A 16,269-nucleotide genomic window follows, 5' to 3' on the forward strand; every position below is an offset into this window, starting at 1 on the left:
TCTCGTCGAGGGGGCGGGCGGTCATCGGGCGGCCGGGGCGGCGTAGACGGGGTCGAGCTCGTGCGCGGACGCGCGTCCATCCTCGCCCACGGGTCCGACGACGCGGGAGACGAGCGCGGCGAGCGCCGGGTCGTCGGACGCGGCGGTCGGCGTGGCCGGCGTCGGGGCGGACCGGGGACCGGCGGACGTCGCCGCGGCGGGCGCGGGTGTGCCCGCCTCCGACGGCTCGACCCGCGCGACGCGGCTCGACAGGCTCACGCTCACGACCATCGCGGCGGCGATGAGCACGAGCGCGTGGCGCGCGCCGAGGGACTCCGCGGCGAGCCCGAGGAGCGGCGGCGCGGCCAGGGAGGCGACGGAGGAGAACGCGGAGACGACGGCGACGCGGCCCGCGGCGAGCATCGGGTCGTCGGACGCCGCCGCGATGCCGAGCGGCACGGCGAGCGCGGCGCCGAGGCCCCACGCGACGACGCCCGCGCCGGCGAGCGGCAGGGTCGGCGCGAAGCCGAACACGAGCAGGCCGACGAGCGAGACGACGCCGGACGCGCGGAGCACGGCCACCCGCCCGTAGCGGTCGATGAGCCGCGTGCCGAGCAGCCGCACGACGGTCATCGCGGCGACGAACGAGCCGAACACCGCGGCCCCGACGGCCTCGGGCTGGTCGAAGCCGTCGACGACGGCGAGCGCGAGCCAGTCGTTCGCGGAGCCCTCGGACAGCGCGGCGGCCATGATGACGACCCCGATGAGCACGGTGCGCGGCTCGCGCCACGCGTCGAGCGCCGAGCCGAGACCGCGGCCGCGCGGCGCGCGCGGCGCCGGCACGCCGGGCGTGGCCGGCACGTCGGCGAGCACGCGCTCGCGCACCGGCCGGGACGCGACGACGACGTGCGGGATCGACAGCACGCGCCACACCGTCCCGAGGACCGCGGTCACGAGGAACTGGCTGAGCAGCGGCACGTCGAGGTGCGCTGCGACCGCGCCGATGCCGGAGCCGAGGACGGCGCCGATCGAGAAGGCCGCGTGGAACTGCGGCAGGACCGTGCGGCCCATGCGGCGCTCGACCGACGCGCTCTCGACGTTGAGCGGGACGTTGCCGACCGCGAACGAGACGCCGGTCAGGAAGATGCCGACGGCGAGCAGCGGCACCGAGCCGAGGGTCGGGCCCGCGCCGATGAGCACGTACGCGAGCGCGAAGCCGACGGTCGAGAGCAGGAGCGCGATCCGTCCGCCCCGCCGCGTGACGAGCACGCCGGCGACCGTCGCGGTCGCGAGGGCTCCGAGCGAGCCCGCCAGCAGGACGGAACCGAGCTGCCCCGTCGAGAGCTCGAGCGCGTCGCGGACCGAGGGGATCCGGGCGAGCCAGCTCGAGAACGTCAGGCCGTTGAGCGCGAACAGGCCCATGAGCACCCAGCGGGCCCGCACGAGGGGCAGGTCGGCCGAGGTCCGGGCGGGCGCGGCACCGGCGGGCACGGCACCGGCGGGCGCGGAACCGGCCGACGAGCGGGCGGCCGTGGCGGAAGGGACGGGGGCAGCGACGCGGTCGACGCGGTCGCGCGGGTGAGTCACGAACAGCTCCAGAGCGGGGGGTGCAGGCCGGCGGAAGTGGTGGGCGCCGGAGAAGATCGAATCGATTCGATCCTGGCGCACGAGGCCGGTCGAATCGATATGAGGATGGTGACCAGTCTGCGGGTACGCTGGCCGCGGCGTCAACCGGCGTCGCGCGATGTCACGCCGGATCACCCGCGACCGCCCCGGCGGCGCTCCCGCAGGAGGCGGTGCACCCTGTCGAACCAGCGACCCACGCTCGCGGACGTGGCCGCCACGGCCGGGGTCTCGGTCTCGACCGCGTCGCTCGCGTTCTCCGGGGCCGGCCCCATCGCCGCGACGACGCGCGACCGCGTGCTGGCCGCGGCGTCCGAGCTCGGCTACAGCGGGCCCAACCCGCTCGGCCGCCAGCTCCGCAGCGGGCGCTCCGGCATCGTCGGCGTCGTCATCGGCGACGCTCTGCGGCGCTCGTTCCGCGACCCCGTGTCCATCCAGGTGCTCGACGGCCTTGTCGACACCCTCGGCGTCCTGGGGCTCGGCGTGCTGCTCATCCCCGGCTCGACCGGGCCGGGCGCGCCGCTCGTCGACCCGCTCGTGGAGTCCGCCGCGATGGACGTCGCGGTCATCATGTGGGGCTCGACCCCGCACGACCCCGTGCTCACGACGCTGCGCCGCCGCGGCGTCCCGGTCGTGCTCCTCGAGGGCCAGGCGACCGAGGGCGTCGCCGCCGTCGGGATCGACGACCGCGCCGGGATGGCTGTCCTCGCGCAGCACCTGCTCGACCTCGGCCACCGCCGGATCGCGACCGTGACGCTCCCGTTCGACCAGGCCCGGCGCTCGGGGCCCGTCGACGACGCCCGCCTCGCCGCCATCGAGTGGCAGGTCACGCGCCGGCGCCTCGCGGGCGTGCGCGACGCGGGCGTCGACCTCCTCGAGACGTGGGAGACCCCGGCGTCTCTCGTCGAGCACGGGGCCGACGCCGGCCGCGCCCTGCTCTCGCGCCCCGACCGCCCGACCGCCGTCGTCGCGCAGTCCGACCTGCTCGCGTCGGGTGTCGTGCTCGCCGCGCGCGAGCTCGGGCTCCGCGTGCCGCAGGACGTGTCCGTCGCGGGCTTCGACGGCCTCGACCTGCCGTGGCTCGCGCCCGACTCGCTCACCACCGTCGTGCAGCCGCTCCAGGCCAAGGGCGTCGCGGTCGGCAACGCCGTCGAGGCGCTGCTCGCAGGGTCGCAGCCCGAGTCTGTCGTCCTGCCGGTCGAGCTCCGCGTCGGCACGACGTCCGGCCCAGCCCCGTCCTGACCCGCCGCCCGCCGGCACCCGGGGGGCACCCGGCGGCACCGGGCGCCCCGCGACCGCGTCTGCTCGGCACCTCGCTCCGCGACAGCATCGCTGCCCAGCGGCGCGGGCATCCCGCGCCGCGTCCGCCCGGCGTCCCGCGCAGCGACGGCACCCGCCGCTGCCCGGCGCCTCGCGTAGCGACCGCAACCCGCCGTGCACCGCTCCGGCGCCCGGCACGGCCCCCGCACACGCCGCAGGGGCCGCCCGACGTCCGACCGTGGACGTGGAGCGACCCCTGCGCTCGTGCTCAGTGCCCGGACAGGCCGTTCTTCTGGAACGGGTTCGCACCCGCCGCGGCCATGAGGTACCAGGACGTCGCGCCGACGTGCTGCACCTGGAAGTAGCCGAAGCCGAAGCCCGTGTCGATGAGGCTCGACGCGGCGACGACCCCGCCCCCGGCCGCGAGCTCGACGCCGCCGAGGTGCTGGCCGGCCCCGAGCTCGGACTGCGCGACACGGACCTGCTCGAGCAGCGCCTCCGCGCGGTGGCGGTCACGGCGTCCGCCGCGGTCCGCGTACGACGCCGCGAGCTGCGCGGTGCCCTCGAGCCAGACGCCCTGCGGGTGCACCGTGATGCCGTTGTACTGCGCGGTCGAGGTCAGGCTCGCGGTGCTGAACGTGACGCCGGAGACCGTCACGCCGTCCGGGAGCTGCGACGTCGGGGCGTCGGGCTGGTCCGTGACGGCGAGCGCCGAGCCGGCCCAGTCGAGCGAGCTCGCGTAGCGCCGCTCGCGCAGCGCGATCCAGCTCCACGTCGCCGGGTCGAGCGGGAGCGGCTCCCGGTTGATCTCGACGCCGTCGTTCGTCCCGGTGTAGAAGGTCCCGACCGCGGGCTCCCACATGCGGTCGACGAACGCGCGGGCGTGCGCCGCCGCCTCGCGCCACCGCCGCTGGCCGGTCGCGCGTGCGAGCAGCGTGAAGAACGCGACGCAGTCGATGTTGTGCTCGGTCGAGCCGTTGGGCACGGGCTCGTTGGCGCCGTTCACGCCGAACGAGAAACCCCCCAGCGGCGCCTGCGACCACGTGTTCGTCGTGATCCACTCGCCGATCCGGACCGCCGCGTCGAGGTACCTGCGCTCGCGCGAGCGGAAGTACAGCTGGACGAGCGCGACGCCGGGCCAGGCCATGTCGCCGACCGCGGTGCCGAGGAACCCGAACTGCCAGCCGATGTTCGCCGTGCCGTCGGGCAGGACGAAGCCGTAGGGCTGCGGGGTGCCGTCGTAGAACGTGTATGGCCCGACGTTGTAGCCCTGCCGCAGGCGCCCGTCGGAGTACACCGGGTCGTGCTCCATCGCGTACACGAGGCCGTCCGCGAGCACGCGGGCGTGCTCGGGCACCCCGCGCTCGGACGCCAGGAGTGCGTTGATCGCGAGGGCGTTGTCGTAGACGAACGCGGTGCTGAACAGCCCGAGCTCGTCGGCGTAGCTCTGCGCGAGCCGGGGGCCGGGGTTGACGTCCGGGTACGCGTCGGTCGCGACGCGGAGGAACTCGAGCGCCGCACGCCGGGACTGACGGTCCCCGCCGTACCCGTGGCCGTGGCCGCCGCCGGTCGCGAGGGGCCCTTGGGCGGTCGCGCCGCCCGCGGTGCCGAGCACGGCCCACCCGGCAGCACCGACGCCCGCGGCGGCGAGGAAGCCGCGCCGGGTCAGCGCAGCGCGGTCGAGGACGTGGCGCGAGGTCGGGTCCGAGGGACCGGCCACGAGGAGCGACGGCTGCGCGGCGGATGATGCGGTCTCGTGCATGTGGTTTCCCCATCCCGGGGCCGCGCCGGTGCGACCCCCCGGGGATACCGTAGTGACACGATTCACGAACCGGAAGAACCGGGCATCGACTCCCCCCGATCGGGTAACGAGCCGGCGCATGATGGGCCGCGGGCGGAGCGCCGATCGGGTGCGTGCGGGAGCGGGCAGACGGGCTCAGGAGAGCCGGACGACCGCCTGCGCCTTGCCCAGCACGCGGGCGCCGCCCGACGTGACCGTGAGGTCGACGCGGACCGTGCCGGCGTCGGCGTCGAGCGCCCCGACCGTGGCGACGACCTCGACCACTGCGTGGCCCGGGTCGGGGACCGGGACCGGACGGGTGAACCGGACCTGGTAGTCGACGACCGCACCCGGGTCCTGCGCCCAGTCCGCGACGACGGTGGCCGCGGCGCCCATCGTCCACATGCCGTGCGCGATGACGCCGGGCAGACCGACCTCGGTCGCGACGCGCTCGTTCCAGTGGATGGGGTTGAAGTCACCGCTGGCGCCGGCGTACCGGACGAGGCGCGCGCGGTCGACGGTGAGCTCGGCGCGGCCGACCTCCTGGCCGACGGCGAGGTCCGCGAGGACGGGGCGGCCACTCATCAGGAGCCCTCCCCGCGCACCGCGAGCGTCGAGACGACGGTCGCGACCGGTGCACCGTCCGCGTCGGCGATCTCGGCGCGGGTCGTGATCATCGCGAGGCCGGCGCGCTCGGTGATCGAGTCGACGTGCAGGACCGTCACCAGGCGGTCGCCCGCGTGGATGGGTCGGTGGTGCGTGAACCGCTCGTCGGCATGCACGACCCGGCTGAAGTCGATCCCGGCGGCCGGGTCGGTGAACAGCTGGGCCTCGGCACGCTGCGCGACCACGACCGCGAAGGTCGGGGGCGCGATGACGTCCGGCTGACCGAGAGCGCGCGCGGCATCCACGTCGGTGTGGGCGGGGTGCGTGGCGCACACGGCGTCCGCGAACTCACGGAGCTTCTCGCGTGCGACCTCGTAGGGCGCGTTCGCGGGATAGGTGCGTCCCGCGTACTCGGTGTTGACCGGCACGGCTGGCGTGGGCGCCAGGCGTCAGCGGGTCTCGCGGTGCGCCGTGTGACGACCGTCGCGCGGGCAGAACTTCTTCAGCTCCAGGCGGTCGGGGTCGTTACGACGGTTCTTCTTGGTGATGTAGTTCCGCTCCTTGCACTCGGTGCACGCGAGCGTGATCTTCGGGCGGACGTCGGAGCTCTTGCTGGCCATGGTCTTGCCACCTCTCGCGCCCCGGGGCGCAACGTACTGGTCGCACGCGTCGCCGGCCGACGCGCGGTTGTGTTCTTGGCGGTAGCGGGAGCGGGACTCGAACCCGCGACACCACGATTATGAGCCGTGTGCTCTAACCACCTGAGCTACCCCGCCTTCATCGGTGCGCGGGGGCCGCTCCGCTCTTGCGAGCGTCACAGCCCCCGACACACCAACAGAGCCCCGAAAGGGAATCGAACCCTTGACCTTCTCCTTACCATGGAGACGCTCTGCCGACTGAGCTATCGGGGCAGCGCGTGCAAGGTTACACGGGCCTGGCCGTCGCTGCGAAATCGGGCCCCGTCGGGCGGCCATGCGGGAGCCCCGGACACCGCAGCGGCGCACCGCAGCGCCCCGCCTGCTCACCCGAGCGGCGTGCCGCATCGTGAGACCGCGGTGACTCCAGGCGGGTGATCTGCGCCCGCGCAGAGCCCCTGATCTCGGGTGAACCGAGCGGGAACGGCTGCGCGGCGCCGCGGCGTCCGTCAGAGTACGTCCGTGCCCATCGACGATGCCCTCCGCGTGGAGATCACCGACGCCGACGTGCGCGCTGCCAAGCGGGACTGGCTCGCGGCGCGTGACGGCGGCGAGCCCGCCGTGACCGTCGAGACCACGTTCTGGCTCTACCGCACGCTCATGTCGACGCAGGCCCAGCAGCTCGCGGACGACCTGCGCCGCGCGCGCCGCGCCGACCACCCCTGACCCAACTCCCTCCGGCGTCCGCCACCCCGCCCACCGGCGGGTGGCGAAACGTTTAGGGAAGTCGCGGGCGACATATCGGGCGTGCCAGCATCCCCGCCATGTCCACCCGACGGCGCACGTCGCCCGCAGCAGCCCTCGCCCTCGTCCTCGGCCTCGCCCTCACGGCGGGGTGCACCGGCTCGTCGGACGAGCCCGCCGACGCCGGGTCCACGGGCGGTGAGCTGACCTGGCCCGAGGCGATCGACGTCGAGGAGGCCGAGGGCGAGTTCTGGGTGGTGTGGACCGGGGTCGCGGAGTCGGGCGCCGACGTCGAGGCCGCGCTCCAGCCGTCGGTCGACGCGCTGGCCGAGGTCGGGTACGACACGCTGCCGTGGGACCCGAAGTGCCAGTCGGGCGCCGAGGAGAGCCTCATCGCCCTCACGGGCTACACCGACCCGCTCGGTGTGGGCGTGCCCTTCGCCTCCGCCGAGGACGCCGGCGCGTTCGACACGCTCTACGAGGGTGCGGTCGTGACCGTCACTCCCGGCACCCACACCTGCGCCGCCTGACCCCGCCGGCCGCGGAGGGCTCCGCAGCAGACCGCGCACCGCAGCCGCGCACCGCAGACCCGCACACCCAGCCCCTCACGCGGCCGTCCCGCACGCCGCACTCCCCTGCACAGCAGAACGGGCGTCCTCTCGTCGAGAGGACGCCCGTTCTGCCTGGGTGGCGGGTGAGGGATTCGAACCCCCGTAGGCGTTGCCAGCTGATTTACAGTCAGCCCCCTTTGGCCACTCGGGTAACCCGCCAGGGTCGCGCACCGCGGACGGCGTGCGCGTGGAAGGATAGCAACGAATCCGAGGTGCGTGCGCATCCGCCCAGCCGCTGCCCCTCGCGGCGAGCGCACCGCCCGGCCGGCGCGCCGCCGGACCGGGGAGGCGCACGGAGCAGACCGGGAGGCGCCGGGCACCGTACGGTGCTCGTGGTCGCCGCGCACGCACCCGACCGACCGCAGGACACACCGAGAGACGCCGGGCCCCTCGGGGCGCCCGGCAAGGAGGACAACCATGGCGAGCGAGTCGTCGTTCGACGTCGTCAGCAAGGTCGACCGGCAGGAGGTCGACAACGCGCTGAACCAGGCCGTCAAGGAGATCCAGCAGCGCTACGACTTCAAGAACGTCGGGGCGTCGATCGCCTGGAGCGGCGAGAAGATCGTCATGGCCGCGAACTCCGCGGAGCGCGTGCTCGCGATCCTCGACGTCTTCGAGACCAAGCTCATCAAGCGCGGGATCTCGCTGAAGTCGCTCGACGTGGGCGAGCGCGAGCCCAAGCCGTCGGGCAAGGAGTACCGCCTCGAGGCCCTGATCAAGGAGGGCCTGAGCAGCGAGATCGCCAAGAAGATCGGCAAGCTCGTGCGCGACGAGGGCCCCAAGGGCGTCAAGTCGACGATCACCGGCGACGAGGTGCGGGTCTCGGCGAAGAGCCGCGACGACCTGCAGGAGGTCATCGCGCTGCTCAAGGGCGCCGACCTGGACGCGGCGCTGCAGTTCACGAACTACCGCTGAGCGGACGCCCGCGGCCGGTGCGACCGGCAGCTGCGCGGGGCAGCGTGCGAGGCAGGCCCGAGGGCAGCGTGCGAGGGGCCGGTCGTCGTCGACGACCGGCCCCTCGCACGTCCGGTCCTACACGTCGACGGTCGCAAACCGGGCGAGCGTGAAGGCGGCCAGGTCCGGCGCCGCGGCCGACGGGTCCGCGGGGCCGACGGCGAGGTCGGCGAGGAGCTGGCCCAGCGCGGGGGCGAGCGCCGCGCCGTCGCCGCCGAAGCCCGCGCCGACGACGACCGGCCCGACGCGGTCGACGAGGAAGCCGCCGTCCGGGGTGGTCGTCGCCGTCCGGGTCACGGGCTCGGCGCGGTCGGGGTCGAGGCCGGGCAGCCACGCCTCGACGTACGCGCGCAGGACGTCCGGCCCGGCGCTCGTGGCGGGCGCGTCGGCCTCCGCGTCCTGGGCCGGCACCCGGTGGCCGACGACGGCCCCGATGCCGGGCACGTGCCGCCCGTCGACCGCGAGCGCCGGGTAGCCCTCGTCGACGCCGAGCGAGCCGCGCGCCTCGGCGTGGGCCTCCGGGTCGACGTGGTGCGTGAAGCTGACCCACTCCTCGCCGCGCAGCGACGCGTCCCGCGCGGCGAACCGGGCCGGCTCGGTGCGGGCGACGCGGATCTCCGGGAGGTGCTCGAGGCCGGGGACGCCGTCGACGAGCCCCGCGGTCGCCGCACCCGCGGCGACCACCACGGCCCCGACGACGAGCTCGTGCTCGGGCGTGTAGCCGCTCTCGTTCACTCCCCCGGCGACGCGGACGCGGGCGCCGCCGTCCTCGGTCGCGGTCACGGCGAGGACCTCGGCGCCGTGGCGCACCGTCGCACCGTGCGCGACGGCCTGCCGCTGCAGCAGGGCGACGGTCCGGCGGGCGTCGACGCGCGCCGCGGACGGCTGCACGATCACGCGGTCGTCGAACCGCATGCCGGGCCAGCGCTCGCCGGCCTCGGGCCCGGTGAGGTACTCGAACGGCGCTCCGCACGCGAGGAGCGCCTCGGTGACGGGCCGGACGGCGCGCACGGGGCCGTGCTCGACGCTCGCGACCGGTGTCAGCAGCTCCTCGCCCGACTCCGACCCCAGCGTGACCCACCACGCGTGCGCGGACTGCGCGAGGCGGACGTACGCGACGTCGGGGTGCGCGAGCCGCACGATCTGCTCGTCCCCGGTCTCGGGGAGCGCGACGTCGGCCGCCTGGCGCTCGAGGAGCACGACCGGGACGCCCCTTCGCGCGAGGGCCCAGGCCGTCGCCGACCCGGCCGCCCCGCCGCCGACCACGGCGACCTCGTACGCGCGTTCCCCCATGACCGTCCCTCCGTCGTCCACCGCTGTGCCTGAGCGGGCCCGGCACCGACCTGCGCCCGGCGTGCACCGCCCCTGTGCCGCCCGGCCCTCGTCGCTCGCGGACCCCCGCGCACGAACCGGCTCACGCTAGCGCCCGTCCCGCTCGTCCGCTTATGTCCGTTCACAGGGTGACCCGGCGCGGACCGCGAACCGGGCGGGACGCGCGCGCGTCACCCGGATGCGCGCCGTGGTGCACCCGGACGCGACGGAGCGGGTCGACGCGCTCGGCGGTCCGCCCTCCCGGACGGCGGCCCGCTCGCGGCTCCGCGGGCGCGGTCACGCCGGCGGCAGGCCCGCCATGCGCTGCAGCCGGGCGATGCGGTCGGGCATCGGGGGGTGCGTCGCGAAGATCCGGCCGACCCCGCCGCCCCGGAAGGGGTTTGCGATCATGAGGTGCGAGACGTCGACGAGCTCGCGGTCCTGCGGGAGCGGGCGCACCTGCGTGCCGAGCTCGAGCTTGCGCAGCGCCGACGCGAGGGCCAGCGGGTCGCCCGTGAGGCGCGCACCGTCCTCGTCGGCGTCGTACTCGCGCGTGCGGCTGACCGCGAGCTGGACGAGCATCGCGGCGAGCGGCGCGAGGATCGCCATGGCGAGCGCGGCCAGCGGGTTGCCGCCGCGGTCGCGGTCGTTGCCGCCGCCGAAGATGAGCATCATCTGAGCGATCGAGGTGATGACGCCCGCGACGGCCGCGGCGACGCTCGACGTGAGGATGTCGCGGTTGTACACGTGCATGAGCTCGTGGCCGAGCACGCCGCGCAGCTCGCGCTCGTCGAGCAGGGCGAGGATGCCGTCGGTGCAGCACACGGCCGCGTTGCGCGGGTTGCGGCCCGTCGCGAAGGCGTTGGGGGCGGCCGTCGGGGACACGTACAGGCGCGGCATCGGCTGGCGGGCGGCGGTCGAGAGCTCGCGCACGATGCGGTACATCGCGGGCTGCTCGAGCTCGCTGACCGGTTGGGCGTGCATCGCCCGGATCGCGATCTTGTCGGAGTTCCAGTAGCTGTACGCCGTCGTCAGCACGCCGACGAGCGCGAACACCCAGATCAGCCGGCCGTTCCCGATCACCGTCCCCAGGGCCAGCAGGACGGCCCAGAGCACGCCGAAGAGCGCCGCGGTCTTGAGCCCGTTGTAGTGCTGGTGACCCATCCGTGCGCCGCTCCCCTCGGTCCGTGCGTGCTTCCCCCCGGACAACGCGCACGGGCACGGCGACGTTCCCTTAGTGTGCTGACCCTGCGGGCCCGCCGACGCGCCCCAGGACCCCCACACCCCCGAGCACCTCGGAGACACCCATGCGCACCCCCCGCGTCGTCGTCCTGGCCGCTGCGAGCGCCCTGGCGCTCGCGGCGTGTGCGCCCGTCGACGAGACCACCGAGGAGACCGGCGAGGGCTCGACCGGCGGCTACGTCACCGAGGGCACGCTCACCGTCGCGACGTCCGACCCCGCGTACGAGCCCTGGGTCGTCGGCGACGACCCCGCGAGCGGCGAGGGCTTCGAGGCCGCCGTCGCGTACGCCGTCGCGGACCGCCTCGGCTTCGCGGCCGAGGACGTCGAGTGGGTCACGGCGACGTTCGACCAGATCATCGCGCCCGGCGCCAAGGACTTCGACTTCGCGATCAACCAGGTGTCGATCAGCGACGAGCGCCGCGAGAACCTCGACTTCTCGTCGAGCTACTACGACACCGCGCAGGCCGTCGTGACGCTCGAGGGCAGCCCGGTCGCGGGCGCGACGACGATCGCGGAGCTCCAGGGCGCGCGGATCGGGGCGATGGTCGGCACCACGAGCCTCGACGTCGTCACCGAGACGGTCGCGCCGACCACCGACGTCGCGACGTTCAACGACAACGACCAGGTCAAGCAGGCCCTCGTGGCCGGCCTCGTCGACGCGATCGTGGTCGACCTGCCCACCGCGCTGTACATCACGGCGGCCGAGCTCGACGGCGGCGTGCTCGTCGGCCAGCTCCCCGCGGGCGACGACCCGGACCAGCTCGGGCTCGTGCTCGACAAGGACTCCCCGCTGACCGACGAGGTCACCGCCGCGGTCGACGCGCTGCGCGAGGACGGCACGCTCGCCGAGCTCGAGACCCGCTGGCTGACCGACGCGGCCGGCGCACCCGTCCTCGGCTGACGGCCCGCTCATGACCGGCCGATGACCAGCACCCACGGCTGGGTGCCGTCCGCGCTCCAGCAGGAGCGGCTCGCCTACCGCCGGGCGCGCGGGCGACGGTCGACGCTCGTCGCGCTCGCGAGCACCGTGGCCGTCGCCGCGGTCGCGGTGCTCGGGCTCGTGGCGTCGCCCGGGTGGCCGCGCGTGCGCAGCTCGTTCCTCGACCCCGAGGTCGCCCGCGCCGCGCTGCCCGTGGTGCTCGAGGGCCTGTGGCTCAACGTGCGGGTCATGGCGGTCTGCGCCGTCCTCATCGTGGTCGTCGCGCTCGCGCTCGCACTCATGCGCACCGCGCGCGGGCCGGCGCTGTTCCCGCTGCGGGCTCTCGCGACCGGGTACGTCGACGTGTTCCGCGGGCTGCCGCTCCTGCTCGTGCTGCTGCTCGTCGGCTTCGGGCTGCCGGGGCTGCGGCTGCAGGGAGTGCCGACGTCGGCGGTCCTGCTCGGGGGGCTCGCGCTCGTGCTGACGTACTCCGCGTACGTCGCCGAGGTGTTCCGCGCGGGCATCGAGTCGGTGCACCCGTCGCAGGTCGCCGCGGCCCGGTCGCTCGGCCTCACGCACGGGCAGGCGCTGCGTCACGTCGTGCTCCCGCAGGCGTGGCGGCGCGTGGTCCCGCCGCTGCTCAACGACCTCGTCGCGCTCTCGAAGGACTCGGGGCTCATCTCGATCCTCGGGGCGGTCGACGCGGTGCGGGCCGCGCAGATCGAGACCGCGCGGTACGCGAACTTCACGCCCTACGTCGTCGCCGGGGTGCTGTTCGTGCTGCTCACGATCCCGCTGACGCGCGTGACCGACGTGCTCGCGCGGCGCTCGGGCTGGCTCGGGTCGCAGAGCGGGCTCGCGGGCGGGGGTGCGCTGCGATGACGGCCGGGCCGGTCCCCGGCGCCGCTCCCCCGCTGCTGCGCGTCTCGGGGGTCCGCAAGGCCTTCGGCGACCACGTCGTGCTCGACGGCCTGTCGCTCGACGTGCACGCGCACCGCGTCGTCGTGCTCATCGGCGCCTCCGGCTCGGGCAAGTCCACGCTGCTGCGCTGCGTCAACCTGCTCGAGGAGGTCGACGACGGGACGATCGAGGTCGAGGGGCGGGACGTCACAGACCCCCGGGTGGACGCCGACCGGGTCCGGGCGCGCATCGGCATGGTGTTCCAGTCGTACAACCTGTTCCCGCACCTGCGGGTCCTCGACAACGTCGCGCTCGCGCCCCGGCTCGTGCACGGGGCGTCGCGGGCGGAGGCGCGGGACCGGGCGCTCGCGATGCTCGAGCGCGTCGGGCTCGCCGGGAAGGCCCGCGCGTTCCCCGACGAGCTCTCGGGCGGCCAGCAGCAGCGCGTCGCGATCGCCCGGGCGCTCGTCGGCCGGCCCGCGCTGATGCTGCTCGACGAGGTCACGAGCGCGCTCGACCCCGAGCTCGTCGGCGAGGTCCTCGAGCTGCTCGCCGACCTCAAGGAGGACGGCGTGACGATGGTCGTCGCCACGCACGAGATGGGCTTCGCGCGGCACGTGGCCGACGAGGTGTGCTTCCTGCACGCGGGGCGGGTGCACGAGCGCGGGACGCCCGAGCAGGTGCTCGGGGACCCGCAGGAGCCGCGGACGCAGGAGTTCCTGCGCCGGTTCACCGCGCGCTGAAGCCGGTCGGGGCGGCGACGCGGTCCACGGCCGAGCCGGGCCGGACGCGCCGACGGCGCCCGGGTCACGAGGACCGGGGCGCCGTCGGCGGTGCAGCGTGGAGGGCTCAGTCCTGCGCGAGCTCCCGGCCGAGCGAGATCGAGACCATGTGGTCGCGCGGGACGAGCTTGACCCGCTCACGCCCGTGCGGCTCGCCGAGCGAGCGCTCGTACGCGTCGAGGAGCTGCCAGCCCGACCACTCGATGACGTCGACGTCGCGCTGCGCGAGGAAGTCGATGACCGCCTCGGGGTCGCGGTCGGCCGCCGTGAAGAACGGGTTGTCCGGGTCGGTCGGGTCGCCCGCGTCCTCCGTGAGGTGGCGGATCGTCTCGCTCGCGTCGGACTTCGTGTGGCCGATGAGCCCGACGGGCCCGCGCTTGATCCAGCCGGTCGCGTACACGCCCGGGACGCGCTCGCCGTCGACGTCGACCACGCGGCCCTCGCGGTTGGGGATCACTCCCGCGACGTCGTCGAACGGGATGTCGACGAGCGGGGAGCCGAAGTAGCCGACCGCGCGGTACACGGCCTGGACCGGCCAGTCGTGCAGCTCGCCCGTGCCGGTGACGTTGCCGTCGCCGTTGAGCGCGGTGCGCTCGGTGCGCAGCCCCACGACCTTGCCGTCCTCGCCGAGCACCTCGACGGGCTTGTGCAGGAAGTGCAGGTGGATGCGCCGGCTCGCGGTGTTCTCCTCGGGCTCCTTGAGCGTCCAGTCCGTGAGGGTCTTGACGACCTGCTTGGTCTGGTTCGAGGAGTGGATCGCGGCCATCGAGCCCTCGTCGAAGTCGAAGTCCTCGGGGTAGACGATCACGTCGACGTCCGGCACGTGCCCGAGCTCGCGGAGCTCGAGCGGGGAGAACTTGACCTGCGCGGGGCCCCGGCGGGCGAAGACGTGCACGTCGGTCACGGGCGAGGCCTTGAGCTGCTCGTACACGTTCGCGGGGATCTCGGTCGGCAGCAGGTCGTCCGCGTGCTTGGCGAGGATGCGCGCGACGTCGAGCGCGACGTTGCCCGCGCCGAGGACCGCGACGTGCTGGGCCTCGAGCGGCCACGTGCGGGCGACGTCGGGGTGGCCGTCGTACCAGGACACGAAGTCCGCGGCGCCGTACGACCCGTCGAGCTCGATGCCCGGGATCGCGAGCGAGGCGTCGCGGATCGAGCCGGTCGAGAAGATCACCGCGTCGTAGAACTGGCGCAGGTCGTCGAGCTTGAGGTCCGTGCCGTAGTCGACGTTCGCGAGCAGGCGGATGTCACCGCGCTCGAGGACCTTGTGCAGCGCGACGATGATCTGCTTGATCCGCGGGTGGTCGGGCGCGACGCCGTAGCGCACGAGGCCGAACGGCGCGGGGAGCCGCTCGAACAGGTCGATGCTGACGTCGAGGTCGGTCTTCGACAGGATGTCGGCCGCGTAGATGCCGGCCGGGCCTGCGCCGACGACGGCGACGCGAAGGGTTCGGTTCGTGCTCACGGGACGCGGACGCCTTCCGGGTCGAGGAGGCCCTGGCAGCTCTGGACCCGCGGGCCTGCGTCGTGGCCGTCATCGCGTCGGCGGGGGATCACGTCGGCGGTGCAACACGTCACGGGGCCCACGGCGCTGCCGGGCGCACAGGTGCGGAAAGCCAGCATACGTCGCGAGCCGCCCGCCCATCTCACGGGGCGCCAGCATGCGGACACCCCCGTGGACGGCGTGGGCCGCGGCTCCCCGGAGGCACGTGTCCGCCGCCTCGGTCAGACTGGGCCGCGCTGCACCGGTAGGGGCCCGCCACGGGCCCGCGCGCCCGACGGACGCGCACCGGTGCCCTCGTCGGGCAGCGGGGGACGGCGGGCCGCCGCCCGACGGGACCGACGGCACCCGTCGACGGAGGGGTCCACCGATGCACTCCCACCGCACGTCCGGCACGTCCCGCACGCCCGCACGCACCTCCCGGCGCTCGGCGTGCGCCGCCGCCGCGGCCCTGCTCCTCGTCGCCCTGCTGCCCGGGACCGCCGGCGCGCACGGCGGGGACCACGACCGCGGCCACGGCACCGAGCGGCCGACGAGCTACCTGCTCGACCCGGTCGGCGCCGCCGCCGACGACGTCTTCCCCGAGGGGATCGCGGTCGCGCGCGACGACTTCTACGTCGGGAGCACGACCGACGGCACGATCTACCGCGGCGACCTCGACGAGCCGGTCGCGACGCCGTTCCTGCCCGGCGGGGCCGACGGCCGCACCGCCGCGATCGGGATGAAGGTCGACCGCGGGACGCTGTTCGTCGCGGGCGGCGCGACGGGCCGGTTGTTCGCGTACGACCTGCGCAGCCGGACGCTCGTCGGGTCCTGGCAGGTCGAGCAGACCGGCGCGCCCACGTTCCTCAACGACGTCGCGGTGAGCCCGCGGGGTGACGTCTACGTCACCGACTCGCTCCGGCCGTACCTCTACCGGGTCGACGCGCGCGAGCGGCGGACGACGCAGACCGAGACGCTGCCCGTGCACGTCGCCTTCGAGGGCACCGCGCTGACGTACACGACCGGCTTCAACGTCAACGGGATCGCCCTGACGCGCGACGGGCGGTACGCCGTGCTCGCGCAGTCCAACGCGGCGGCGCTGTTCCGCGTCCGGCTCGACGACGGGGACGTGCGGCGCATCGACCTCGGCGGCGAGGCGGTCGCCGGGGACGGCCTCGTGCTCGACGGGCGGCGGCTGCACGTCGTCGAGCGCCAGGGCGACCTCGGGCAGGTCGTGACGATCGAGCTCGACCGGCGCGTCACGTCGGGCACCGTGGTGAGCCGGACGACCGACCCGTCGTTCGACGACCCGACGACCGCGGCGCTCGTGCGCGGGAGCCTGCTCGTGGTGAACAGCCAGTTCGGCGAGCGCAACGCGGGCGAGGCGCCGGACCCGTTCACGGTCTCGCGCATCCCGGTGCCCTGACCGGACACCCACG

General features: G+C 74.8%; 16 protein-coding genes and 3 tRNA genes. 8 read left to right on the plus strand and 11 right to left on the minus strand.

The genetic code is table 11. The features are described 5' to 3' along the window. Window positions 1–21: 21 nt before the first annotated feature. A complete protein-coding gene (locus CCE01nite_RS01470; protein ID WP_246056263.1) occupies window positions 22–1,566 on the minus strand; it encodes an MFS transporter in 1,545 nt (514 codons plus the stop codon). 216 nt (window positions 1,567–1,782) lie between these two features. Between CCE01nite_RS01470 and CCE01nite_RS01480 the strand changes: the two genes are divergently transcribed. Next, the gene (locus CCE01nite_RS01480) at window positions 1,783–2,844 is read left to right on the plus strand and encodes a LacI family DNA-binding transcriptional regulator (protein WP_034628768.1); all 1,062 of its coding nucleotides are present in this window, start codon (window positions 1,783–1,785) and stop codon (window positions 2,842–2,844) included. A 286-nt stretch (window positions 2,845–3,130) separates the two neighbouring features. On the opposite strand, the gene CCE01nite_RS01485 is transcribed toward CCE01nite_RS01480, so the two are convergent. The 6 genes from CCE01nite_RS01485 to CCE01nite_RS01510 all read right to left on the minus strand — a co-directional run bounded on the left by CCE01nite_RS01485 (window position 3,131) and on the right by CCE01nite_RS01510 (window position 6,159). Further along, a complete protein-coding gene (locus CCE01nite_RS01485) occupies window positions 3,131–4,624 on the minus strand; it encodes a Tat pathway signal sequence domain protein (protein WP_246056265.1) in 1,494 nt (497 codons plus the stop codon). Between the two features lie 174 nt (window positions 4,625–4,798). Continuing rightward, complete coding sequence (locus tag CCE01nite_RS01490; RefSeq protein ID WP_034628734.1) at window positions 4,799–5,227, minus strand: MaoC family dehydratase; 429 nt, start codon at window positions 5,225–5,227, stop codon at window positions 4,799–4,801. Beyond that, window positions 5,227–5,676 carry an FAS1-like dehydratase domain-containing protein gene (locus CCE01nite_RS01495; RefSeq protein ID WP_034628737.1) on the minus strand — a complete coding sequence of 150 codons (450 nt, stop codon included), beginning with the start codon at window positions 5,674–5,676 and terminating at the stop codon, window positions 5,227–5,229. Before CCE01nite_RS01495 ends, CCE01nite_RS01490 begins: the two co-directional genes overlap by 1 nt. Before the next feature lie 21 nt (window positions 5,677–5,697). Next, a complete protein-coding gene (rpmG, locus tag CCE01nite_RS01500; protein ID WP_034628739.1) occupies window positions 5,698–5,868 on the minus strand; it encodes a 50S ribosomal protein L33 in 171 nt (56 codons plus the stop codon). Between the two features lie 82 nt (window positions 5,869–5,950). After that, window positions 5,951–6,024: transfer RNA gene (locus CCE01nite_RS01505), tRNA-Met, on the minus strand. 62 nt (window positions 6,025–6,086) lie between these two features. Next, window positions 6,087–6,159 (minus strand) — tRNA-Thr (locus CCE01nite_RS01510). Window positions 6,160–6,405: 246 nt separating this feature from the next. Here CCE01nite_RS01510 and CCE01nite_RS01515 point away from each other — a divergent pair. Together CCE01nite_RS01515 and CCE01nite_RS01520 are read left to right on the plus strand one after the other, a co-directional pair. Then, window positions 6,406–6,609, plus strand: coding sequence for a hypothetical protein (locus CCE01nite_RS01515; protein WP_141371876.1), 204 nt, complete (start codon window positions 6,406–6,408; stop codon window positions 6,607–6,609). A gap of 98 nt (window positions 6,610–6,707) precedes the next feature. Beyond that, entirely contained in the window at window positions 6,708–7,157 is a 450-nt protein-coding gene (locus CCE01nite_RS01520; RefSeq protein ID WP_034628743.1) for a hypothetical protein, read from the plus strand. Window positions 7,158–7,315: 158 nt separating this feature from the next. Here the strand turns inward: CCE01nite_RS01520 and CCE01nite_RS01525 are convergent. Continuing rightward, a tRNA-Tyr gene (locus CCE01nite_RS01525) sits at window positions 7,316–7,397 on the minus strand. A 258-nt stretch (window positions 7,398–7,655) separates the two neighbouring features. Between CCE01nite_RS01525 and CCE01nite_RS01530 the strand changes: the two genes are divergently transcribed. Beyond that, the gene (locus CCE01nite_RS01530; protein ID WP_034628745.1) at window positions 7,656–8,153 is read left to right on the plus strand and encodes a YajQ family cyclic di-GMP-binding protein; all 498 of its coding nucleotides are present in this window, start codon (window positions 7,656–7,658) and stop codon (window positions 8,151–8,153) included. Window positions 8,154–8,270: 117 nt separating this feature from the next. On the opposite strand, the gene CCE01nite_RS01535 is transcribed toward CCE01nite_RS01530, so the two are convergent. Both CCE01nite_RS01535 and htpX read right to left on the minus strand, forming a co-directional pair. Beyond that, window positions 8,271–9,485: an FAD-dependent oxidoreductase gene (locus CCE01nite_RS01535; protein WP_052103997.1), complete on the minus strand. Its 1,215-nt coding sequence runs from the start codon at window positions 9,483–9,485 to the stop codon at window positions 8,271–8,273. A 315-nt stretch (window positions 9,486–9,800) separates the two neighbouring features. After that, a complete protein-coding gene (htpX, locus tag CCE01nite_RS01540) occupies window positions 9,801–10,667 on the minus strand; it encodes a zinc metalloprotease HtpX (protein WP_034628748.1) in 867 nt (288 codons plus the stop codon). 143 nt (window positions 10,668–10,810) lie between these two features. Between htpX and CCE01nite_RS01545 the strand changes: the two genes are divergently transcribed. Genes CCE01nite_RS01545 through CCE01nite_RS01555 form a run of 3 tightly spaced genes read left to right on the plus strand, consistent with a single transcriptional unit; the run spans window position 10,811 to window position 13,308 of the window. Beyond that, complete coding sequence (locus CCE01nite_RS01545) at window positions 10,811–11,647, plus strand: ABC transporter substrate-binding protein (protein WP_034628750.1); 837 nt, start codon at window positions 10,811–10,813, stop codon at window positions 11,645–11,647. A gap of 21 nt (window positions 11,648–11,668) precedes the next feature. Continuing rightward, complete coding sequence (locus tag CCE01nite_RS01550) at window positions 11,669–12,547, plus strand: amino acid ABC transporter permease (protein ID WP_034628752.1); 879 nt, start codon at window positions 11,669–11,671, stop codon at window positions 12,545–12,547. Next, window positions 12,544–13,308: an amino acid ABC transporter ATP-binding protein gene (locus CCE01nite_RS01555; protein ID WP_052103998.1), complete on the plus strand. Its 765-nt coding sequence runs from the start codon at window positions 12,544–12,546 to the stop codon at window positions 13,306–13,308. The genes CCE01nite_RS01550 and CCE01nite_RS01555 overlap by 4 nt, the downstream gene beginning before the upstream one ends. Window positions 13,309–13,414: 106 nt before the next feature. Here CCE01nite_RS01555 and CCE01nite_RS01560 read toward each other — a convergent pair whose 3' ends face one another. Next, window positions 13,415–14,812 (minus strand): FAD-dependent oxidoreductase, encoded by a 1,398-nt coding sequence (locus CCE01nite_RS01560; protein ID WP_034628754.1) that lies wholly within the window; start codon window positions 14,810–14,812, stop codon window positions 13,415–13,417. 406 nt (window positions 14,813–15,218) lie between these two features. Here CCE01nite_RS01560 and CCE01nite_RS01565 point away from each other — a divergent pair, with 406 nt between their 5' ends. Continuing rightward, complete coding sequence (locus CCE01nite_RS01565) at window positions 15,219–16,256, plus strand: SMP-30/gluconolactonase/LRE family protein (protein WP_052104000.1); 1,038 nt, start codon at window positions 15,219–15,221, stop codon at window positions 16,254–16,256. The last annotated feature ends 13 nt before the right edge of the window (window positions 16,257–16,269 follow it).

The organism is Cellulomonas cellasea (assembly GCF_006538745.1).
GTDB lineage: Bacteria > Actinomycetota > Actinomycetes > Actinomycetales > Cellulomonadaceae > Cellulomonas_A > Cellulomonas_A cellasea.